Here is a 21,792-nt window from a genome sequence, read left to right on the forward strand (position 1 = left end):
TTCATCGCACGCCACGCTGCCGCGGTGTTCGGCTCCCGGCCTCTCGAGGCTAGGGTCGGGAGCCGAACCCCACGGACAACGTCGCCGCGACCGGTGGATCCGCCGATCGTGGTGATCGAAAGGCGACAGCGATGACTTCAACGGGAGGGCACTCCGACTCGGCAACGGCGCCGAGCTCGGTGCTCGAACGGGCGGACGATCTCCGCGCGGTGTACTTCGGACACGTCGATCTCGACGTCCTACGAGCCACCACCGGCGCAGACCCCGCGGAAGTCGTGACTCGTCACCTCGCTCTCGCGCAGGACCGCACGACCGGCGTCGCGAACATCGAACTCCACCGCGGGCCGGACAGCGCCGTCGGCGTCGCCATCCAGATCGTCACCGACGACATGCCGATGCTCGTCGAGTCGGTCACCGCCTGGCTCACCAACCTCGGGATCGCGGTCGTCGAGGTCGTTCATCCTATTCTCCGTGTCGTCCGCGACGACTCCGGTCATCTGCTCTCCATCCGAGGCGGCGCCACCCCTGCCGACGTCGACACCGGCGACGCGGCCGACGGCAGCATCCTCGAGTCCTGGATCCACGTGGCTCTGCACCCGGCAGCCAGCGAGGATTCCTTCGCGTCGCTGGAGTCCTCCCTCGAGGACGTGCTCGGCGACGTCCGCCGGGTCGTCGACGACACCCCGGCCATGCAGCGCCGTCAGCTCGAACTCGCCGACCGCCTCGACAGGCCACGACGCGGTGACGCCGACGATTCGGAAACCGTCACCCCGCAGGCGCGACACGACGCCGGCCGACTGCTGCGTTGGCTGGCGGAGGGCAATTTCCGCGTGCTCGGTAGCCGCCGGTACACCGCGACGGAGTCCGGTCTCGAGCCCGTGATGGAATCCGGTCTCGGCATCCTGCGTTCCGACGACGCCGGGGTAGTCGAAGGATTCGACCTGCCGATCGACCGTGTGGTCGCACGCGAGGACCTGCTGGTCCTCACGCGCGCGTCGAGTTCGACGTCGGTCCACCGTGCCGTGCATCCGTACTTCGTCGGTGTCCACGACCTGGACGACGAGGGAAACACGGTGGGGGAGAACCGTTTCACCGGTCTCTTCACCATCGCGGCGTTGCACGGCAACGTGCTCGACATCCCCGTGGTCGGCGACCGCGTGCGCGCGGTGATCGAGAAGGCGGGCCACACGCTGACGTCCTACTCGGGCCAGGCGATGCTCGAGTCCATCCAGTCGTTCCCCCGTACCGAGCTGTTCTCCGCGGATGCCCGCTCGCTCTTCGACACCATTTCCGCCGTCGAGCGCAGCGCGCTCCGCCGCGAGGTTCTGCTCTTCCTCCGTCGGGACGGGTACGGCAGGTTCGTCTCCGCGCTGGTGTACCTCCCGCGCGACTCGTACACCACGAGGCTGCGACTCGAGACCCGTCGCATCCTGCTCGAGGAACTCGGCGGAATCGACGTCGAGTACGAGGCCCGCGTCACCGACAGCCCCCTCGCACTGGTGCACTTCACCGTCCGGTTCGACGGTCAGTCGGCCGACGCGGTGGACGTCTCCGACGCCAACCGCGACCGCATCCGCGCACTCATCGCGGACGCCACGCGTACATGGGACGACGCCCTCCGCGTGGCCGCCGCGTCGGATCCCGCGGTGTCCCCGGACAGCGCCGCTCGATACGCCGTCGCGTTCCCCGAGGCGTACAAGCAGGACTTCGACCCCGCGCGTGCGCTGATCGACATCGGCCGGCTCGACGCGCTCGTCGACGACCGCATCGACATGTGCCTGTACCGCCCCCAGGACGCCGAGCGTGGACAATGGCGCTTCTCGCTGTACGTCACCGGTCACGAGGTGTCGCTGAGCCAGGTACTGCCCGTGCTGCAGAGTCTGGGCGTCGAGGTGGTCGACGAACGTCCGTACGCCGTGGTCCGTCTCGACGGAACCCGGTGCTGGATCTACGATTTCGGGCTGTCCGCGGAACCCGAGGTCATCGAGGGCGCGACCACGGACGCCGGCGTGGTCGGTCGGCGCTTCACCGACTCGTTCGCGGCGGTGTGGAGAGGACACGCGGAAGCGGACCGGTTCAACGAACTGGTGCTGCGCGCGGGCCTCGAGTGGCGGCGCGTCGTGGTGTTGCGCGCCTACGCCAAGTACCTGCGACAGGCAGCCTTCCCGTACAGCCAGGCCGGGATCGAGTACGTGCTGTTGGACAACCCGGTCACCGCCTCTCTCCTGGCCGACCTGTTCGACGCACAGTTCGACCCCGACTCGTCGTCGGAGGACCGTGCGCGGGAGATCGCAGACGAGTTGACCACCGTCATCGACCGCGTCGTCAGCCTCGACGCGGACCGCGTCCTGCGCGCGATGTTCACGTTGGTGCGAGCGACGTTGCGTACCAACCACTTCGTCGTCGATGCCGAGGGACGCGGTCGCGATTTCCTGTCGCTGAAGTTCGATCCCCGGAACATCGACGCGCTTCCCAAACCGCGACCACGGTTCGAGATCTTCGTGTACTCGCCCCGGGTCGAAGGAGTCCACCTACGCTTCGGCGCCGTCGCTCGCGGCGGGTTGCGGTGGTCGGACCGACGCGAGGACTTCCGCACCGAGGTGCTCGGACTGGCCAAGGCGCAGGCAGTCAAGAACGCTGTCATCGTTCCCGTCGGCGCCAAGGGTGGCTTCGTCGTCAAGCGGCCGCCCACCCCGACCGGTGACCCGGCGACCGATCGCGCGAACACCGGCGCGGAGGGACGTGCCTGCTACCGCATGTTCATCGCCGGACTCCTCGACGTCACCGACAACCTGAACCGTGCGACGAGGGCTGCGATCCCGCCGGCCCGCGTCGTGCGACGGGACGACGACGATTCCTACCTGGTCGTGGCAGCGGACAAGGGCACCGCGACGTTCTCGGACCTCGCCAACGAGGTGTCGGCGGAGTACGACTTCTGGCTCGGCGACGCATTCGCCTCCGGCGGATCGATCGGCTACGACCACAAGGCGATGGGCATCACCGCCAAGGGAGCGTGGGAGAGCGTCAAGCGGCACTTCCGCGAGTTCGGCGTCGACACGCAGCGTGACGAGATCACGGTCGTCGGCATCGGCGACATGAGCGGCGACGTCTTCGGCAACGGAATGCTGCTCAGCGAACACCTGCGCATCGTCGCCGCGTTCGACCACCGGCACATCTTCCTGGACCCGGCTCCGGTGGCCTCGACATCGTTCGCCGAGCGTCGTCGACTGTTCGAGCTGCCCCGGTCGTCCTGGGCGGACTACGACACGTCGCTGATCAGTGACGGCGGCGGCGTCTGGGACCGCACCGTGAAGTCGGTACCGATCAGTGCGCAGGCCCGCTCGGCTCTCGGACTCGCGGACGACGTGACCGCACTCTCGCCTCCGGAACTGATGCGTGCGATCCTCACCGCCCCGGTCGACCTGCTGTGGAACGGCGGGATCGGGACCTACATCAAATCGCGGACCGAATCCGACTCGGACGTGGGCGACAAGGCCAACGATCCCGTCCGCATCAACGGCTCGGACATCCGTGCACGGGTGGTCGGGGAGGGCGGAAACCTCGGCGCCACCGCGCTGGGCCGCATCGAGTACAGCGCCGCGGGCGGCAAGATCAACACGGACGCCGTGGACAACTCGGCCGGCGTCGACTGCTCGGACCACGAGGTCAACATCAAGATCCTGCTCGACTCGACGGTGTCGTCGGGTGATCTCCCGGCGCACGAACGCGAAGAGTTGCTGGCGTCCATGACGGACGAGGTGGGACTGCTCGTTCTCGAGGACAACGTCGCGCAGAACGAGGTGCTCGGGGTGTCGCGGGCGCATGCGCCGGAACTGCTGGGGGTGCACGCTCGGCTCATCGCCGAGTTGGTGGCCTCCGGACGGGTGGACCGCACCATCGATGCACTGCCGACGAAGTCGGAGATCGCGCGTCGCGGCAAGGAGGGATTGGGCCTCACCTCGCCGGAACTCGCGACCCTCATGGCGCACGTCAAGCTCGCGCTGCAGGAAGATCTGCTCGCTTCCGACGTTCCCGACAGCGAGGTGTTCGCCCCGCTCGTCACGGAGTACTTCCCGACGCCCCTGCGTGAGCGGTTCGCCGGTGCCATCAAGGCGCACCCGCTGCGGCAGGAGATCGTGGCCACCAGGATCGCCAACGAGACGGTCGACCACGGCGGCATCAGCTACGCGTTCCGGCTGGCGGAGGACTCCGGGGTCGGCAGCACCGACGCCGCCCGTGCCTTCGCCGCGACGAGCGAGATCTTCGGGTTGCACGAGATCTGGTGCATCATCGCGACGACGGACATGCCCACGGCGGCGTCGGACGAACTGGTGCTCGAATCACGCAGGCTGCTCGACCGAGGATCGCGCTGGCTGCTGTCCAACCGCCCTCAGCCCATCGCAGTGGGGGCCGAGATCACCCGGTTCGCTCGCAAGGTGCGAGACCTCGAGGCCGAGCTCCCGTCATGGCTGAAGGGACGTCAGGCGAGCAGCGGCATCGATCGTGCGGCGGTCGCGATCGAGAAGGGTGCCCCGGAAGCGCTCGCGCACAGAGTGTTCCGACTTCTCGATGTGTTCTGCCTCCTCGACGTCATCGAGACGGCGGACATCGCGGACCAGGACGACGCCGCGATGGCGAGCCTCTACTACGCCCTGAGCGAGCACCTGGGCATCGACTGGCTGCTGTCCGCGGTGTCCACCCTCGAACGCGGTGACCGGTGGCATTCGCTGGCTCGGCTCGCGTTGCGCGACGACCTGTACTCGTCGCTGCGAGCACTGACGCTCGACGTCATCGGGGGCGGCGAACCGGGGGAGACACCGGAGGAGATGATCGCCGAGTGGGAGTCGACCAACGCGTCACGGTTGTCCCGCGCACGTGCAGCGCTGACGGAGATCGGCGAGTCGGGAACACTCGACCTGGCGACCCTGTCGGTGGCCGCACGCCAGATCCGCAGCATGGTGCGAGGAGCAGGGGCGCGCACCGACGTCTCGCGCTGATCGCCCCCCGCGAGTACGTCGATAGTGTCGCGATCCCGAGGGTCGGGGCGACAGTTCGGACGTACTCGCGGGGGAAGGGGTCGGTCGAGAGCGATAGGTTGACGACGTGACAGCGAACGAGCTCATCGGTTTTCACTGCCCGGTCGAGGTGCGGTGGTCGGACATGGACGTCTACCAGCACATCAACCATGCCCGCATGGTCACGCTGCTGGAGGAGGCGCGCATTCCCTGGCTGATGGCGGACGGGTGCCCGACCGCGTCGCTCCGCAACAGCGCCGTGATCGCCGACCTGCACGTGCGGTATCGCGGTCAGCTACGCCACGAGGACACCCCTCTCGACGTGTTCATGTGGACGAAGCAGCTGCGTGCCGTCGACTTCACCGCCGGGTACGAGGTGCGGGCCCACGGCGCACCGATGAGCAGCCCGCCGGCCATCGTCGCGTCCACGCAGATCGCCGCGTTCGACATCGACACACAGCGACTGCGCAGACTCACCGACACCGAGCGCGAGTACCTCCAGCGCTGGCAGCGTCCGTGACCGGTGCACTCGCCGAAAGGTCACTGACCGTTCCGGACGCGCGGGACAGGGACGACCTCGCGACCTTCCTCACCCACGCGACGCGTCTCGACGCCGCTGCTGTGGTTCGGATGCGGCGACGCGGTGATCAGCATGTCGTCGCCTGGGTCGAGACCGGATTCGACGTGCTCGCCTCGCGCACCGTCCGCGCACGGTTGATCCCGTCGGACGTGACGGTCGCCGCCGACGGACTGCTGTCCCTGATGGCCTCGGCCGGAGCCGCACCGTTCGACCCCGGGTTCGGGATGGACTCCGCGTGGCGCGGGCCCGTTCCGCCCGACACGGGCTTCGTCCACGTCGACGACGTCCCGGGCCGTGTTCTCGTCGACCTCGCCGAGCGCGGTGTCGCTCTGGCGCGCGAGCACGGCACCGACCACGGACCACCGGTGTCGCTGCTCGATCAGGACGTGGTGACGGTCGACGCCGCCGACGAGGCGGTTCCGGTGTCGATGCGCATGATCTTCGCCCTCAACGCCATGAAGTTCCTTCCCGACGGCGCCGATTCCGGAGATGCCGACGACCGGGTTCGCGTCCGCGTCGCGCGTTCCTGGGTGCGTCTCGACGCCCGATACGGGTCCGTCTTCCGCAGCCGGGGCGCGATCATCCCCCTGCTGGTGACCTGAGTCAGATCAGCCAGGCCGCGGCGTCGGCAGGGAGCATCCCGTCCTCCAGTGGTGTGCTCGCGAGGAGGAGTTCACCCGGGGGCAGTGCGATGGGTGCGTCCGTCGTGTTCAGCGCGCAGATCACCCCGCCGCGGCGTCGGAACGCGAGGCATCCCGGCGGACTGCCGTACCATTCGATGCCGGGCCGAGCGAACTCCGGACGGACGGCGCGGAGGCCCAACGCGGTGCGGTAGAGGCTGAGCATCGAGTCCACGTCCTCTAGCTGAGCTTCCACCGTCAGCGGCGCCCAGCTCGGCGGCATCGGAAGCCACGTGTCGTCGGAGGTGGAGAAGCCGAACGGCGGTTCGGTGCCTTCCCAGGGCAGCGGAACTCGGCACGCGTCGCGGCCACGTTCCGTCCCGCCCGACCGCAGCCATGCGGGATCCTGCAGTGCGGAGTCGGGGAGGTCGGCGTTGGGCAGACCCAGTTCGGATCCGTTGTAGACGAACACGACTCCAGGCAACGCGAGGAGCACCAGGGCCATGGCGCGGGCACGCTTACGTCCGATGTCGCCGTCGCCGTACCGGGTCACCTCGCGGTCGATGTCGTGGTTGGACAAGGTCCACGTCGGCACACCGCCGACCCGGTCCACGGCGTCGAGCGAGTTGTCGATCGCGTCGCGTATGGCCGTGGCGTCGAACGGTGCCTCGGCGAGTCGGAAGTTGAATCCCAGGGTCAGCTCGTCGGGTCGGATGTAGCGGCTGAAGCGCTCGTTGTCCTGGACCCAGACCTCACCGACGGTCATCGCGCCGTCGTACTCGTCGATCACGCGGCGGATCGCACGGTGGATCTCGTGGACACCGTCGTCGTCGAAGCGCGGATCGCCGTCTTCGTTGCGCATCAGTTCGTTGACCGAGAGGTCCATGTCCGGCAGGTCCGCCGGCTTCGACATGCCGTGCGCGACGTCGATGCGGAAGCCGTCGACGCCGCGGTCGAGCCAGAACCGCATCGTCTTCTCGAGGTCGGCGAGGATCTCCGGCTCCGACCAGTTCAGATCGGGCTGTTCGGGGGCGAAGATGTGGAGGTACCACTGACCCGGCGTGCCGTCGGCCTCTGTGACCCGGTGCCAGGCCGGACCACCGAAGATGCTCGGCCAGTTGTTCGGGGGCTCCGAACCGTCCTCACCGGTTCCGTCTCGGAAGATGTAGCGGGCGCGCTCCGGACTACCCGGGGCCGCGGCCAGTGCAGCCTGGAACCACTCGTGCCGGTCGCTGGTGTGGTTGGGCACCAGGTCCATCGTCACCTTCATGCCGCGGCCGTGGGCCTCGGTGATCAGTGCATCCATGGTCTCGAGCGAACCGAACAGCGGATCGATGTCCCGAGCGTCGGATACGTCGTAACCGTGGTCGACCATGGGGGACCGCATGACCGGGCTCAACCACAGAGCGTCGACGCCGACGAGCTCGAGATAGCCCAGCTTGTCGCGCACACCGCCGAGATCTCCGATGCCGTCACCGTCCGAGTCGGCGAAGGACCGCGGATAGATCTGATAGAACACGGCGTCGGACCACCAGGGGGAGTCGTTCGATGAGCTCTGCAGGCCGGTGTCCGTCGTGTTGCTCACAAGAGGCAATAGTGCCAAACCTCGGACGTGCGTGAGACCTCCGCGGCATGTGACGGTCCTCGCCGCGCTCGGTCGGCCCGTGTCCGGGGTCCTTTCGGAACCGACCGACACGGGGATCGGTGTGAAAACTACCCAAAGTTTGTTTCATGGGGTATTTTCAGCGGAACTTCAAGCAACGGTAAAGGAAGAACCATGACGAGTCCCGTGTTCGAGGCTGTTCGTCTCGACGACGTCGAGCTGGCCCCTGCCCCCATCGACCCGTCATGGATCATCGCCGGCGAGCCCGTCGCCCGCAGCGGTCAGTGGTCCTGCAGCCCCGATACGACCACGTCGACCTGGGTGTGGGACTGCACCGCCGGCACCTTCAACTGGTACTTCGAACAGGACGAGACGATTCACGTCATCGAGGGCGAAGTGATGGTCAAGTCCGCCGGCAACGAGCCGCGCGTACTCCGCGCCGGCGACGCCGCCCTGTTCTACGCGGGCACCTGGTCGGAGTGGCACGTGCCCGAGTACGTGCGCAAGCACGCCATCCTCCGTCCACACATCCCGCGCCCGCTGTGGTTCGCCATGCGCGTCAGCCGCAAGCTCCGCGGCAAGTCGCGCGGACCCGTGCTGGGCTGACAGGCAGCGACTGCCTAGAGCGGCGAATTCACCATGGAGTTCGCCGCCATCTCGATGTACTCGACGAACTGCTGACGGTGACGGTCGTCCATCGTCTCGGCGTCTATCGACGCGAGAGCGGTATGCATCGCCCGCAGCCAGGCGTCCCGCTCGAAGGGGCCGATGACGAACGGCGCGTGTCGCAGGCGCAGCCGCGGATGCCCCCGCTCGTCGGAGTAGGTGCGGGGACCACCCCAGTACTGCTCCAGGAACATCCGCATCCGCCGCTCGGCCGGACCGAGGTCTTCCTCGGGGTACAGACGCCGCAGGATCTCGTCGCGCTCCACCTCCGCGTAGAAACGAGCAGTCAGTGCGTGGAACGTCTCGGCGCCGCCCACCGCGTCGTAGAAGGTCTCTGCCGGCTCGGTCATGACTCCATTGTCCCCTACGCGTCGGGTGTTCTCCGCAGGACGCTGCGTCGTCACGAGGTGAGGCTGGCGGTCGGTCCGAACGGCCGACCGTTGGGGTAGGGCGCGGCGATCTCGGCGTCGTCGAACGCCTCGAGGATCTGGCGATGCAGTCGTCGCTGCACCGCCCACTGACGCCCGGGCCGCACCTTGATGGTCAGTCGCAAGGTCACCGTGTCGGAAGTGACCGCGTCGACGCCGAGCATCTGAGGAGCTTCGAGGATGTCCTCGTCGAACTCGCCGCGTGCGATGGATTCCTGCGCGGTGCGCTCGGCGACCTCGCACGCGATGTCGATGTTGGCGGTGTGGCTGACCGGGAGGTCGAGAACGGCGACGGCATGGCCCTGGCTCATGTTGCCGACGCGCAGGACCTCGCCGTTGCGCACGTACCAGAGCGTTCCGGAGATGTCGCGCACCGTGGTGACGCGGAGCCCGACGGTCTCGACCGTGCCCGACGCCTCCCCGAGATCGACGATGTCGCCGACGCCGTACTGATCCTCGAGCAACATGAAGATGCCCGACAGGAAATCCCGGACCAGGTTCTGGGCGCCGAAGCCCAGGGCCACGCCGACGATGCCGGCCGAGGCGATGAACGGTGCGACGTTCACACCGACGATGGACAGGGCGGACAGCACGAACCACACCAGGATGGCGACCGAAACCGCCGATTTCAGGACGGAACCGATGGTCCGGGCCCGCTGATTACGGCGTTCGTTCAGGATCGTCGACTGCACTCCGGCCGGTGCGCGCTCGCGCAAAGGTCGGAGCAGGGTGGGTTTGCCGGTACCGGGTCGAGAGGAGAATCGGTCGATCATCCGGTGGAGTGCGAAACGCAGGAACACGGCCAGAAGCGCGTAACCCACGATCTGAAGTGGTCGTTCGATGAGCCAGTCGCGACCGGTGTCGGAGAGCGAGAGGGCAAGGACGGCGTTCGGGTCGGCGGAATACACCCGAAAAGTCTACGGATCACACGCATCCTCGCCACCGAGAATTCATCCCGCGTGCCGCTTCCGGACCTCGAATGCGCGTGCGAACTGCACCGATTCGTGATGCACTTGTGTTCGTCTTCACGTGTGGCGGTGGCTGTCGCAATCCAGTGACATGTCGCGGTGCACGCAGTGTGCTCACTGGAGGTGGCATGAAGAAGAGTGGGACTGCCGGTCAGGTTCTGGCCGTGCATCGACAACAGACCGACCACCGGACGGAATACCGACAACGGTCGCCCGTCGACGCCGACACTGTCGACGCGTCGAGGGCCGGCGACCAACCCGGTGGCGTCGCGCTTCGTGCGGTCACCGATCTCCCACACCCCATCGGCGGTGATCTCGATGACGATCATCTCCACGACGATGCCTCCGTGCCCGCCTGGGTCAAGAGACGCGTACTTCTCCTCAACGCCACGTTCGAACCCCTGACCGCGCTGCCCATGCGCCGCGCGGTCGTCCTGCTCGTCTGCGAGAAAGCCGTCGTGGTCCACGACGACGACGACGGTCCGGTGGTGAGATCGGCGGATCTCGCGCTGCAGGTGCCGTCGGTGATCCGGCTACGCAACTACGTGCGCGTCCCGTACCGCGCCAGGATCCCGATGACCAGAGCCGCCTTGATGCACCGTGACCGCTTCCGGTGCGCGTACTGCGGGTCCAAGGCCGAGACCATCGACCACGTCGTCCCTCGAAGCAGAGGCGGCGGACATTCGTGGGAGAACTGCGTGGCGTGCTGCGCGTCCTGCAACCACCGCAAAGCGGACAAGATGTTGAGCGAACTGGGATGGACCCTGCGCGCGGCACTGGTTCCGCCCAAGGGTCCGCACTGGAGGTTGCTCGCCAGTATCAAGGAACTCGATCCCACGTGGCTTCCGTACCTGGGTGAGGGTGCGGCGTGATCGTCGTCCATTAAGGTGTGAGGCGTGAGCATCCTCGAAACTGCGCTGATCTTCGGACTGATTCCGCTCGTCCTGTTCCTCGCGCTCTACGTGTTCGCGAAGATCACGTCCACCGATCCCGCACCGCGTCCCGCGCCCTACCGTCTCGGGCAGACGTGGGACCACGCGCCGGTGCTGTGGTCGGCGACGGACGAGGTCACGCCGTACACACATCACTCGGGTGCAGCGCACTCGGGTCACGCCGAGCTCACCGCGGGTTCGGCTTCTCTGATCGGAGGCCGGGCAAGTGGCAAGTGGTGACGTCTCGATCCGACGTGTATCGGAAGAGAACCTTCCGGTAGGGCATGTGGTCACCGCCAGCGGGCGTGTGTCCGGTGTGCATCAGGTGGGCACCGTCAACCCCGACCTGTCGCCGTTCGCCACCGACGAGCTGATCCAGCTCGACGAGGCGCTCATCGAGGCGACCCGTCGTACCAGGGTTCGGTTCAACGTCCTCGTCGGCGATCTGGGTGCCGATCCCGCTGCCGGCGCCGACGCGGCACTGGTGGCGACGCCGGAGGCGGAGCATTCCGTGCTCATCGCGGTCTCGCCCAACCAGCACGCCATCGAGGTGCGCTACGGACGTGGCGTCGCACACAAGGTCGACGATCGCATCGCGCAGCTCGGGATCACCGCTGCCACAGGATCTTTCCGCGACGGAGACCTCATCGACGGTCTGGTCGCCGCCGTGCGTGTCATGAGCGCGGCCATCACGGGACCCTCGTCCTGAGGTAACGCTCGACAGTAGAGACGACGCAGGGCCCGCCATCGCGAGATGGCGGGCCCTGCTCTCGTTACCGGGTCAGGCGCTGTCGGCCGCCCGTGCCGCCAACGACCGGACGACGGACGCACGGCCCTCGACCACGAGGCGCTCGAGCGCCGGCGGATGGTCGCCCGCCAGGAACGCGTCGGCCGCGGCCACCGAATCCTCGCTGATCGACCACGAGGGGTAGAGCCCGACGACGACGGTCTGAGCTACTTCGCTCGACCGCCGCGCCCACACGTCCGAGATCGCCTCGAAGTAGCGGGTGACGAACGGCGCCAACAACTCACCCTGCCCGGTGCCGGGGAACGCTCCGATGATGGCGCGTGCGGTGATGTTGGGCAGCGAGTCGTTCTCGATGACCGTCGTCCAGGCCTCTTCCTTGACCGACGCCTGCGGACGCGACGCGCGGGCTGCTGCGGCGTTGCGGGCTCCGGCCGCGGTGTTGTCCTTCTGCGCTTCGGCGTCGATGACGGGGGTGTCGTCACCGGTGTCGACGGCACCGCTGCGTGCCAGCGCGGTGACGAGCCGCCACCGCAGATCGGTGTCCACCGTCAGCCCGCTCAGCTGTTGACCGTCGACGTCGCCGTCGAGGAGGCCCTGCAGGACGTCCGTGTGGCGCTCGGCGAGTACCGACGATGCCAGGGCGTTGACGTAGGCCAACTGATGGTCCGATCCGCCGTCGGCGCTGCGCGCCAGCTCGAGCAAGCGGTCGGCGAACTCCGGCCAGCCCGTGCTGTCCGCCCACTGCGGGTCGGCGTAGCTGCCCAGGGCAGTCTGCGCCTGCAGCAGAAGACGCTGCACCACACCGACTTCGGTCTCCGACGTGATGCCGCGCTGGACCAGTGCCACGAAGTCGCGTGCCTTCAGGTCGGCCTGGCGCGTCATCTCCCATGCCGCCGACCACGCCAGCGTGCGGGGGAGCGACTCGGTGATGTCGCCGATGCGCGCGATGAGTGTTTCGAGCGAGGTCGGATCGAGCTGGAGCGAGCAGTAGGTGAGGTCGTCGTCGTTGACCAGGATCAGTCGACCGGCCGGTGTGCCGACCAGGGCGGGAACCTCGGTGCGTTCCTGCGCCTCGACGTCGAGCTCGACGCGCTGTGTGCGCGCGAGCGGGCCGGTGTCGTCACCGTCGTAGACGCCGACGGCCACGCGGTGCACGCGGCGCTCACCCTTGCCGGGCGCCGCGGCACCCTGCACCACGGCGAAGGACGAGTAGTTGCCGTTCTCGTCGATCTCGAATTCCGGTGTGAGCGTGTTGAGTCCGGTGGTGCGCAGCCACTGGTCGCCCCAGTCGGACAGATCGCGACCCGAGGAGGTCTCGAGTGCCGACAGCAGGTCCGAGAAGGTCGCGTTGCCGAATGCGTGATCGCGGAAGTAGCTGCGCAGGCCGGCGAGGAAGTCCTCGAGCCCCACGTACGCGACGAGTTGCTTGAGGACGCTGGCGCCCTTGGCGTAGGTGATGCCGTCGAAGTTCACCTCGACCGCAGCGAGATCGGGGATGTCGGCGGCGATGGGGTGCGTCGACGGCAACTGGTCCTGGCGGTAGGCCCAGGACTTCTCCACGTTGGCGAACGTCGTCCACGCGCTCTTGTACTCGGTGGCCTCGGACTGGCAGAGCACCGACGCGAAGGTGGCGAAGGACTCGTTGAGCCACAGGTCGTCCCACCAGCGCATGGTGACCAGGTCGCCGAACCACATGTGCGCCATCTCGTGCAGCACCGTCTCGGCGCGCCGCTCGTAGGAGTAGCGCGTGACCTTGGAGCGGAAGACGTAGTCCTCGAGGAACGTCACGGCGCCGGCGTTCTCCATGGCGCCGGCATTGAACTCGGGAACGAACAACTGGTCGTATTTGCCGAAGGCGTAGGGAACGCCGAAGTTGCGATGGTAGAACTCGAAGCCCTGCTTGGTCTCGGTGAAGAGACGGTCCGCGTCCATGTAGTCGGACAACGATGCGCGGCAGTAGATTCCGAGCGGGATGGTCCCGTGGTCGTCGGAGTACGAATCGGTCCACTGCGCGTACGGACCGGCGATCAGCGCGACCAGGTAGGTGCTCATCACCGGAGTCGTCTCGAACACGTGCGTGACCGCACCGGACGCGGCGTCCGACGTGCCGGTCGCCGCAGCGTTGGAGATGACGGCCCAGTCCTTCGGCGCGGTGACGGTGACGTCGAACGTGGCCTTGAGGTCGGGCTGGTCGAAGCACGCGAACATGCGCTTGGCATCCGCGGTCTCGAACTGGCTGTAGAGGTACACCGAGCCGTCCGAGGGATCGACGAAGCGGTGCAGGCCTTCACCGGTGTGCGAGTAGACGCAGTCCGCGACCACGGTCAGCTCATTGTGCTCGGCGAGATCGGTCAGCGAGATACCGGTCGACTCGTCGTAGGACGACACGTCCAGCTCGGTTCCGTTCAGCGTCGCGCTGGTCACCGAGGCGGCGACGATGTCGACGACGCTGGACGATCCCGCTGTCGCGTCGAACGTGACGGTCGTCGTCGAGGAGAAGGTCTTCTCTCCCGGGGCACCCGACGAATCCGTCAGGTCGAGCGTGATGGTGTAGTTCTTCACCGAGAGCAGCGAGGACCGTTCCTCGGCCTGGTCCCTGGTCAAATTGGGGGCAACCACGTGCACCCTTCCTGTCGATTTCTCTCGCGACCGCCGAACTGCGGTCGCCGCTGACTCCATCCCATCATGACGCCGACGGCGACGTGGGGGTAGAACAGGTGTGTCGGGAGCGGGCGGCACGACGCGCGCACCCACCGTGACGCATTTTCGACGAAAGGACCGACGTGAGCGATTCCAAGGACGTGGCCGATTTCTGGTTCGACCCCCTCTGCCCGTGGTGCTGGATCACCTCGCGCTGGATTCTCGAGGTGGAGAAGGTCCGCGACATCGAGACCAAGTTCCATGTCATGAGCCTGTCCGTCCTCAACGAGGGACGCGATCTCCCCGAGGAGTACGTGGAGATGATGAAGAAGGCGTGGGGCCCGGTGCGGGTCGCCATCGCCGCGGCGGAGGAGAAGGGCGACGAGATCCTCCCGTCGCTCTACACCGAGATGGGCACGCGGATCCACAACGAGGGCAACAAGGACTTCACCGACGTCATCGAGAAGTCGTTGGCCGCCCTCGATCTTCCCGCGTCCCTGGCCGACGCCGCTCTCTCCACCGATCACGACGCAGCCCTGCGCAAGAGCCACCACGCGGGAATGGACAAGGTGGGCAAGGACGTCGGCACCCCGACGATCCACATCAACGGCGTCGCATTCTTCGGGCCCGTGCTCTCCCGCATCCCCCGAGGCGAGGAAGCCGGAAAGCTGTGGGACGCATCGGTGATCTTCGCGTCGTACCCGCACTTCTTCGAGCTCAAGAGGTCCCGCGACGAGGATCCTCAGTTCGACTGATCCCTCACGCCACCCCCGTCGGGACTCCCCGGCGGGGGTGAGTCGTCTCTTCTCAGACGACGATGCGATCGGGGCGGCCGCCGGCATCGACCGATCCGTCACCGAACACGGTGGCCTCGCCGGTGAGCCAGCGCCGTGCCGACCACGCCGCGGCGACCGCGTCGAGAACGTCGTCCATCGCCGGGCCGTCGGCCAGTGAGCGCACGCTGTCGAGCAGGTCCACCGTGCCGACGACCGCCGACAGCGCCGCGATGCGCTGGGCGACGCCGCGGGCGCGCTTCTTCGACGTGAACGTGACCGTCGGTGCCAGCGCTCGGAACGACGACTCGGGGTGCACTTCGACCACCCGGTTCGGATCGGGTGCGGCGTCCTCCCACGCGCGGATGTAGGCGGTGAGGAACCACGACTGCTTGCTGATCGCCTTGCCGGTGCGCGCACGGGCGATCACGCACGCCTCTTCCCACGACGGCGCATACACCGCGTCACGGACCGGGGTGGGGAAGAGTGACGACCGCGCCGGGCCGAGGAACGTGCGCACCGCTGTCTCGCTCGCGCGGACGCCGGCGTCGGGAATCGCGAGAGGCATGTCGACGCCGACAGCCGCGCAGTCGGCGGTCAGAGCCAGGACGTCGGACACGGTGTCCACCAGCGTCGTCGACAGGTGGGTGCCGTCGAGAACGGCCACGACCCAGCGGCCGGCGGCGCCGTCGACACCGGCGACCGGCCCCACCTCGCACGCTGACGTCGAGTCGGGGGAGGGCACCTGTCAAACTCTAGCCATGCGCGTATACCTGGGTGCCGATCACGCCGGCTTCGAATTCAAGAATCAGATCATCGACCACCTGCGGGAAACAGGTCACGAGCCGATCGACTGCGGCGCGTACACCTACGACGCCGTCGACGACTACCCCGCGTTCTGCATCGAGGCCGCCCGCCGCACCGTCGCCGACCCCGAGAGCCTGGGCCTGGTGCTCGGAGGATCCGGCAACGGCGAGCAGATCGCCGCGAACAAGGTTCCCGGCGCTCGCTGCGCTCTCGCGTGGAGCGTCGAGACCGCCCAGTTGGCGCGTCAGCACAACAAGGCCCAGCTCATCGGTATCGGTGGCCGCATGCACACGCTGCCCGAGGCTCTCGCCATCGTCGACGCGTTTCTCGCGACCGAGTGGTCGAACGAGGAGCGTCACCAGCGCCGCATCGACATCCTGTCCGAGTACGAGCGCACCGGTGACGCACCGGCCGTGCCCGGTGCGCCCGAGGCCGGTGCCGGCTCCGAATAAGGCAGTCAGGTCGGCTCGACAGTCAGGGACAACCCATGCCCGAGGGGCACACTCTTCATCGTCTGGCGCGCTTGCACCAGAAGCGCTTCGGCGGACAGGCCATCGAGGTCTCCAGTCCGCAGGGCCGTTTCGTGGACGGCTCCGAGTGGGTCTCCGGGCATGTTCTGAAGCGGGCAGACGCGTGGGGCAAGCATCTGCTCCACCGGTACGACAACGGTGCGATCGTCCACGTGCACCTGGGCTTGTACGGCAAGTTCGGCGAGCAGTCGGTGCCGATGAACGAGCCGGTCGGTCAGGTCCGGATGCGGATGGTCGGTGAGGAGTACGGCACCGACCTCCGCGGGCCGACGCGATGCGAGATCTTCGACGACACACAGGTCGACGCTCTGATCGCCCGCCTGGGCCCGGACCCGCTCCGCAAGGAGTCGGATCCGGACAAGGCGTTCCATCGAATCCACAAGTCGGCCATGGCCGTCGGCGCGTTGTTGATGGAACAGGACGTCATCGCCGGAATCGGCAACGTCTACCGCGCCGAACTGTTGTTCCGACACCGCATCGACCCCTTCCGCCCCGGCAAGAAGCTGGACCGCGAGGAGTGGGAACCGATGTGGTCGGACCTGGTGGAACTGATGAAGGTCGGTGTCCGCCGTGGCCGGATCATCACGCTGGACAAGGAGCACGACTCCGGGACCGGCTCACGCGGTCCCGGTCGGCCGCGCTCCTACGTCTACAAGCGCAACGGCCAGGCGTGCCTGATCTGCGGGACCACGATCCTCACCGCGGACATGAAGGGGCGCAACCTCTTCTGGTGCCCGACCTGCCAGGCGAGCTAGGGCTAGAAGCCCCCGTCGAACCCACCGCCGCCACCGTCGAACCCACCGCCGCCGTCGAACCCACCGCCGTCGCTGTAATCGCCACCGCCGTCGCCCATATCTCCGCCCATGTCGCCGGAATCGCCACCACCGTCGCCGTAGTCGCCACCACCGTCGGAGCCGTCACCCTCGCCGCTGGCGAAGTTGTTCTCGTCGTATCCCACGCCGGACATGCCGGAGAACATCGCCGAGAACAGGAACATCGACCCCATTCCCCACGCGCCGGCGACGAGCGCGGGCTTCCACCACGGCTCGGAATACCAGCCGGCAGGGACGGGACGACCGGCGACGCGGCCACCCGGGTAGTAGTTGGGGGTGCGATCGGACGGGCCGGGGCTGGCCGTCACCGGGCGCCCCTCGAAGTCGACGGTGCGTTCCTCGGTCACCTCGCCCGCCGACTTCTGGCCGTCGATGGTGGGAACCTCGGGTCCGGGATCCATGCCCATGGCCAGCCGCGCGGCACGGATGTAGTAGAGACCTTCCAACGCCGTCTGCTTCGCGAGCCGGGCCTGGGTAGGGGACTGCGCCTGATCGATCTGCGAGCCGGCTGCGGTGTACCGCTCGGACGCGTCGGCCAGTGCCTGCTTCGACGCGGAATCGGACCCGACCAGGTTGTAGACCTGCCCGCCCAGGCGTTCGATGGCTTGCCGGGCATCGGCTTTCGCGTCGTCGAGTGACGCCACCTCACGCTGACCGGACTTGCGCTGGGTGACGACGACGATGCCGACCACCAGTGCGATGACCACGACGACCAACAGCAGGGGTTCCATGGTGTCAGTGTACGGAGTGTGCGCCGAACGGCAGAGTGCTCAGCGCGCCGGGCGCAGAGTGCTGCGGCCGTCCTGCCACGCCGACATGAGGTGGTCCGCGAGCACGTTCTCGACGTAGTCGAGGGCCCTCATGCCGAACACCACGTCGGCTTCGAGATGCGGCTCACGGGCGACGAGGTCGCCCACGACGTCGTGTCGCATGACCTGTTCGTGTACGGCGTCCGCTTCGACGTGTTCGGCGTAGAACGCGACGCACTCGCTCGGGAAGTCAAGGCGCTGAAGCGCTTTGACCAGCCGCTGCGAACCGGGCGACGACGTGATCTCGGTGGAGGCCAGATGGCCCACCGACGCGCCGCGCAGGGAACGGTGCAGACCGAACATCGACATCAGGTTCACCGGCGCCAGCGTCGGGGCGCCCACGCGATCGAGGTAGCCGAGGTACGAGTCGTCGAGACCCGCGGCGGCCATCAGCCCCTGGAAGAGGCGCTGATGCATCCGCTGACCCCGGCCGCCGCCGAACTCGTCGAACTCCACCGCCACGTAGGACGCCTTGGCCTGCCCCTGTAGGCGGGGAATGGTCCACGCATGCGGGTCGGCCTCCTTCAAGTGGTACAGCGAGCGGTGGGCGAGGTACTCCTGCATCTGCTCGCGGGTGCCGACGTCGCGGAGGTGGTACGACGGCCCGGAGCCGTCGACGTGCTCGGTCGAGAGTGTGTCCATCTCGGCCTCGACGGATCCGTCGGACTCGACGTGCGCACGAACGTGGTCGAGAAACACACGTTCCATCTCGGCACGCACTCGCAGGAGTTCCGGGTTCCATTCCCATGCGTCGTCGACACCGGGGAGGCCGCGGTAGTGCAGCTCGTAGCAGAGGTACAGCGCCAGGTGCAGGTCGTCGCTGTAGGCGTCCGTGTCGGTCACCGACACGGAGATCGATGTCGTCGCCGACGGGGGAGTCACCAGGACCGACAGGATCGCCGACGACAGCGGGCCGCGGGGCGTCGGGAGCCCGGACAGATCGTGAGCGGACAGATCGGAGTCGGTCATCGTTGCAGTCACAGAAGTGGACTACCCGCTATGGCGCGAACCGAACACGGGCAGTGGTCCGGACCCCGGCTCGGTCGGAATCGGCGTCGTCCGGCGGAGCAGCAAGGTCGCCGCGTCGAGAACGAGGTTCCTGTCGTAGGTGAGGCGGTAGTCGAAGAGCGGGTCGTCGGGATCGGCATCCCCGGCATCGTCGAGGGGCACCTGCGCACTGATCACCGCAGCGGTGAAGTGTGGACTGACGACGATGACGGACAGCTCCTTGGACAGCGGGTCGGACTCGTCGACGCTCATCCCGTGCAGCCCGGGGACCCCCAGTGCCGTGGTCACGTTGCCGTCGCGACCGAACAGGGCGACCAGTGCGCCGGACGACGCGAGCGTCACCGCTCGGTCCATCTGGTCCTGGTCCACCTCGTACAGGTGCGGGACGGTGGCCAGCACGATCGTCGACGGACCGGTGGCGGTCGCATCGAGAGCGAACTGTTCGATCATCGTGCCGATCAGCGACACCCGTCCGCGCCGGGTGCTGCCGCCGGCGGCGACCAGTCCGAACGGAGTCGTCGCCAGGGGCATCCGGTGGGTGACGCCGACTGCCAGTGGTGAATCGACCGCCGGTGGTGCCGCGGCGGAGGACGGCTCGTGAAGCGGAAGCTCTGCCGGTGCGCCGAAGAGCCATCCCTGTCCGAGCGCTGCTCCCATCTCGCGGGCGAGCAGCAGGTGAGCCTCGGTCTCGATTCCTTCGGCCAGGACGACCGCGCCGGTGCGGTCGGATTCGGCCGCGACCGCGGCCAGCACGCGGGCGGTGTCCTGCGTCGCTCGTTGCTGGGTGAAGGACATGTCGAGCTTGATGATGTCGGGCCTGATGAACGGCAACAGGGCGAGGCTGGCCGTCTCGGCTCCGACGTCGTCCACAGCGATCAGCCATCGGCGGTCTCGGACCCGTTCGACGGCGTCGAGAAGCGCGGCGGGGTCGGTGAGCAGATCGCGTTCGGTGATCTCCACGACGATGGACAGTCGGGACGCGGCGGCGAGGATGTCCGCACCTCCCGGGGGTACCGCGATGTTCATCGCGCTCGGCTCCATGTTGACGAACAGCTGGAGGCTGGGCGGAAGCCGCGCCTCGAGGGCGCCGCGGAGTGCGCTGATGCGGCACATCCAGTCGAGCTGGCCGACCGTTCCGTAGGCCCGCGCCGATTCGAACAGCCGCGCCGGCGACTCCCACTCCGTGCCCGCCGGTCCGCGTGCGAGCGCTTCGTAGCCGACGAGTGCGCGGGTGGAGAGGTCGACGACGGGTTGGTAGACCGATCGCACGGTGAGCCCCGCCGGTATCTCGGGGATGCCGCGGCCTCTCTCGGGCGGGGATGCGTGACCCGTGGTCACGATCTCTGCCGCCCTCGACGCACGGTTGCCCCTTCCGGTCCCGAGATCCGCTCCGACGCGCGATCCCGACGTGCAGCTTAGGCCGTCCGCGAGCGACGGGTAGGGTGATCGCCGGTGCGCCGGGAAGTCTGGTCGGCAGTGGATTCGACGTGCCCGAGCCCGGTCACGTCCTCGATCGACACGAAGGACGCCGCCGATGACCGACTCCCGTACCTCACTCTTCTCCCGCGGATCGTGGCGCGAGACCTCACGCGTCTCCGACATCCTGCGCAAGGAGACGGTCGGCGGAGCGCTGCTTCTCCTGGCGACGGCCATCGCGTTGGTGTGGTCCAATTCCGCGTGGTCCGCCGGCTACGACACCCTGAAGAACACGACTGTCGGGCCGTCCGCCCTGCACCTCGATCTGACGCTCGGCACCTGGGCCACCGACGGGTTGCTCGCCATCTTCTTCTTCGTCGTGGGGCTCGAGCTCAAGCGTGAATTCGTCGCGGGTGATCTGAGGGACCCTCGTCGCGCAGCGCTCCCCATCGCCGCGGCAGTTGGCGGAATGGCTGTTCCCGCACTGATATTCGTCATCGTGAATGCGAACACCGGTGACGGGGCTCTGTCGGGATGGGCCATCCCGACAGCCACCGACATCGCGTTCGCGGTCGCCGTGCTCGCCGTCATCAGCACGCACCTTCCGGCGGCGCTGCGGACCTTCCTGCTCACCCTCGCCGTCGTGGACGACCTGTTGGCCGTCACCGTCATCGCCGTGTTCTATACCGACGACATCAACGTGGCGGCACTGCTCGGCGCAGCGGTCCCGCTGGCGCTCTTCGGCGTCTGCGTCCAGCGACGCATCCGCTCGTGGTGGGTGTTGCTGCCACTGGCTGCCGTGACCTGGGTCCTGATGCACGAATCCGGCATCCATGCCACCGTCGCCGGCGTCCTCCTCGGCTTCACGGTGCCGGTTCTGCGGAGCGCGGCCGCCGGGGGTCCGGACGCCGGGCCGGGTCTGGCCGAGCACTTCGAGCACCGGATCCGTCCGGTGTCGGCCGGTGTGGCCGTGCCTCTGTTCGCGTTCTTCGCCGCAGGCGTGACCGTCGGTGGGTTCAGCGGTTTCGTCGACGCGCTGTCCGATCCGGTCGCTGTCGGCATCGTCCTGGCGCTGGTGGTCGGAAAGACCATCGGCATCTTCGGCACGACGGCCATGCTGTCCCGCTTCACCAAGGCGCGCCTCGACTCGGACCTGTCGTGGCTCGACGTCCTGGGCGTGTCGATGCTGGCCGGCATCGGGTTCACCGTCTCCTTGCTGATCGGGGACCTGGCGTACGGGGAGGGTTCCCTGCGCGACGACCACGTCAAGGTCGGCGTTCTCACCGGCTCGCTGATCGCGGCAGCGCTCGCCTCCGTCGTCCTTCGACGACGCAACCGTGTCTACCGCGCCATCGAGCAGAAGGAACGACTCGACGCCGACGGCGACGGCATTCCCGACGTCTACCAGTGACCGGA

Annotated in this window: 19 protein-coding genes; 11 read left to right on the plus strand and 8 right to left on the minus strand. The window is 67.7% G+C overall.

All coding sequences use genetic code 11. The features are described from left to right. Positions 1 to 131: 131 nt before the first annotated feature. The 3 genes from ASG64_RS18625 to ASG64_RS18635 all read left to right on the plus strand — a co-directional run bounded on the left by ASG64_RS18625 (position 132) and on the right by ASG64_RS18635 (position 6,197). A complete protein-coding gene (locus ASG64_RS18625; protein ID WP_056075466.1) occupies positions 132 to 4,997 on the plus strand; it encodes an NAD-glutamate dehydrogenase in 4,866 nt (1,621 codons plus the stop codon). A gap of 106 nt (positions 4,998 to 5,103) precedes the next feature. Then, positions 5,104 to 5,535, plus strand: coding sequence for an acyl-CoA thioesterase (locus ASG64_RS18630; RefSeq protein WP_042572750.1), 432 nt, complete (start codon positions 5,104 to 5,106; stop codon positions 5,533 to 5,535). After that, positions 5,532 to 6,197, plus strand: a complete 666-nt coding sequence (locus tag ASG64_RS18635) for a hypothetical protein (RefSeq protein ID WP_042572751.1) — start codon at positions 5,532 to 5,534, stop codon at positions 6,195 to 6,197. The genes ASG64_RS18630 and ASG64_RS18635 overlap by 4 nt, the downstream gene beginning before the upstream one ends. A gap of 1 nt (position 6,198) precedes the next feature. Here ASG64_RS18635 and ASG64_RS18640 read toward each other — a convergent pair whose 3' ends face one another. After that, positions 6,199 to 7,800: a glycoside hydrolase family 13 protein gene (locus ASG64_RS18640; protein ID WP_235579617.1), complete on the minus strand. Its 1,602-nt coding sequence runs from the start codon at positions 7,798 to 7,800 to the stop codon at positions 6,199 to 6,201. A gap of 192 nt (positions 7,801 to 7,992) precedes the next feature. On the opposite strand from ASG64_RS18640, the gene ASG64_RS18645 reads away from it, so the two are divergent. Then, a complete protein-coding gene (locus ASG64_RS18645) occupies positions 7,993 to 8,424 on the plus strand; it encodes a cupin domain-containing protein (protein WP_056075469.1) in 432 nt (143 codons plus the stop codon). Between the two features lie 14 nt (positions 8,425 to 8,438). Here ASG64_RS18645 and ASG64_RS18650 read toward each other — a convergent pair whose 3' ends face one another. Both ASG64_RS18650 and ASG64_RS18655 read right to left on the minus strand, forming a co-directional pair. Continuing rightward, positions 8,439 to 8,834 (minus strand): globin domain-containing protein, encoded by a 396-nt coding sequence (locus ASG64_RS18650; protein ID WP_042572753.1) that lies wholly within the window; start codon positions 8,832 to 8,834, stop codon positions 8,439 to 8,441. A gap of 50 nt (positions 8,835 to 8,884) precedes the next feature. After that, a complete protein-coding gene (locus ASG64_RS18655; protein ID WP_042572754.1) occupies positions 8,885 to 9,820 on the minus strand; it encodes a mechanosensitive ion channel family protein in 936 nt (311 codons plus the stop codon). 362 nt (positions 9,821 to 10,182) lie between these two features. On the opposite strand from ASG64_RS18655, the gene ASG64_RS18660 reads away from it, so the two are divergent. The 3 genes from ASG64_RS18660 to ASG64_RS18670 are packed head-to-tail and all read left to right on the plus strand — an operon-like array spanning position 10,183 to position 11,521. Further along, entirely contained in the window at positions 10,183 to 10,752 is a 570-nt protein-coding gene (locus ASG64_RS18660; protein WP_042572866.1) for an HNH endonuclease, read from the plus strand. A 24-nt stretch (positions 10,753 to 10,776) separates the two neighbouring features. Further along, entirely contained in the window at positions 10,777 to 11,052 is a 276-nt protein-coding gene (gene ctaJ / locus ASG64_RS18665) for an aa3-type cytochrome oxidase subunit CtaJ (RefSeq protein WP_042572755.1), read from the plus strand. Then, positions 11,039 to 11,521 carry a DUF5130 family protein gene (locus ASG64_RS18670; protein ID WP_042572756.1) on the plus strand — a complete coding sequence of 161 codons (483 nt, stop codon included), beginning with the start codon at positions 11,039 to 11,041 and terminating at the stop codon, positions 11,519 to 11,521. Before ctaJ ends, ASG64_RS18670 begins: the two co-directional genes overlap by 14 nt. A gap of 72 nt (positions 11,522 to 11,593) precedes the next feature. Here ASG64_RS18670 and pepN read toward each other — a convergent pair whose 3' ends face one another. Further along, complete coding sequence (pepN, locus tag ASG64_RS18675) at positions 11,594 to 14,179, minus strand: aminopeptidase N (protein ID WP_056076244.1); 2,586 nt, start codon at positions 14,177 to 14,179, stop codon at positions 11,594 to 11,596. A 164-nt stretch (positions 14,180 to 14,343) separates the two neighbouring features. Here pepN and ASG64_RS18680 point away from each other — a divergent pair, with 164 nt between their 5' ends. Further along, on the plus strand, positions 14,344 to 14,955 hold the full coding sequence (locus tag ASG64_RS18680) for a mycothiol-dependent nitroreductase Rv2466c family protein (RefSeq protein ID WP_056075473.1): 612 nt from the start codon (positions 14,344 to 14,346) through the stop codon (positions 14,953 to 14,955). 52 nt (positions 14,956 to 15,007) lie between these two features. On the opposite strand, the gene ASG64_RS18685 is transcribed toward ASG64_RS18680, so the two are convergent. Then, positions 15,008 to 15,718 (minus strand): DUF429 domain-containing protein, encoded by a 711-nt coding sequence (locus ASG64_RS18685; RefSeq protein ID WP_235579618.1) that lies wholly within the window; start codon positions 15,716 to 15,718, stop codon positions 15,008 to 15,010. Positions 15,719 to 15,734: 16 nt separating this feature from the next. Here ASG64_RS18685 and ASG64_RS18690 point away from each other — a divergent pair, with 16 nt between their 5' ends. Then, positions 15,735 to 16,232 carry a ribose-5-phosphate isomerase gene (locus ASG64_RS18690; protein WP_042572759.1) on the plus strand — a complete coding sequence of 166 codons (498 nt, stop codon included), beginning with the start codon at positions 15,735 to 15,737 and terminating at the stop codon, positions 16,230 to 16,232. 35 nt (positions 16,233 to 16,267) lie between these two features. Next, complete coding sequence (locus ASG64_RS18695) at positions 16,268 to 17,065, plus strand: Fpg/Nei family DNA glycosylase (RefSeq protein ID WP_056075476.1); 798 nt, start codon at positions 16,268 to 16,270, stop codon at positions 17,063 to 17,065. A gap of 2 nt (positions 17,066 to 17,067) precedes the next feature. On the opposite strand, the gene ASG64_RS18700 is transcribed toward ASG64_RS18695, so the two are convergent. From ASG64_RS18700 to ASG64_RS18710, 3 genes are read right to left on the minus strand one after another with little or no spacing between them, the layout of a single operon-like run. Beyond that, entirely contained in the window at positions 17,068 to 17,874 is an 807-nt protein-coding gene (locus ASG64_RS18700) for a hypothetical protein (protein ID WP_056075479.1), read from the minus strand. A 39-nt stretch (positions 17,875 to 17,913) separates the two neighbouring features. After that, the gene (locus ASG64_RS18705) at positions 17,914 to 18,921 is read right to left on the minus strand and encodes an iron-containing redox enzyme family protein (RefSeq protein WP_056075482.1); all 1,008 of its coding nucleotides are present in this window, start codon (positions 18,919 to 18,921) and stop codon (positions 17,914 to 17,916) included. A 21-nt stretch (positions 18,922 to 18,942) separates the two neighbouring features. Continuing rightward, complete coding sequence (locus tag ASG64_RS18710; RefSeq protein ID WP_056075485.1) at positions 18,943 to 20,298, minus strand: EAL domain-containing protein; 1,356 nt, start codon at positions 20,296 to 20,298, stop codon at positions 18,943 to 18,945. Between the two features lie 196 nt (positions 20,299 to 20,494). Between ASG64_RS18710 and nhaA the strand changes: the two genes are divergently transcribed. Further along, positions 20,495 to 21,787 (plus strand): Na+/H+ antiporter NhaA, encoded by a 1,293-nt coding sequence (nhaA, locus tag ASG64_RS18715; protein WP_056075488.1) that lies wholly within the window; start codon positions 20,495 to 20,497, stop codon positions 21,785 to 21,787. Positions 21,788 to 21,792 lie beyond the last annotated feature (5 nt).

Source organism: Rhodococcus sp. Leaf247 (assembly GCF_001426185.1).
Taxonomy (GTDB): Bacteria; Actinomycetota; Actinomycetes; order Mycobacteriales; family Mycobacteriaceae; genus Rhodococcoides.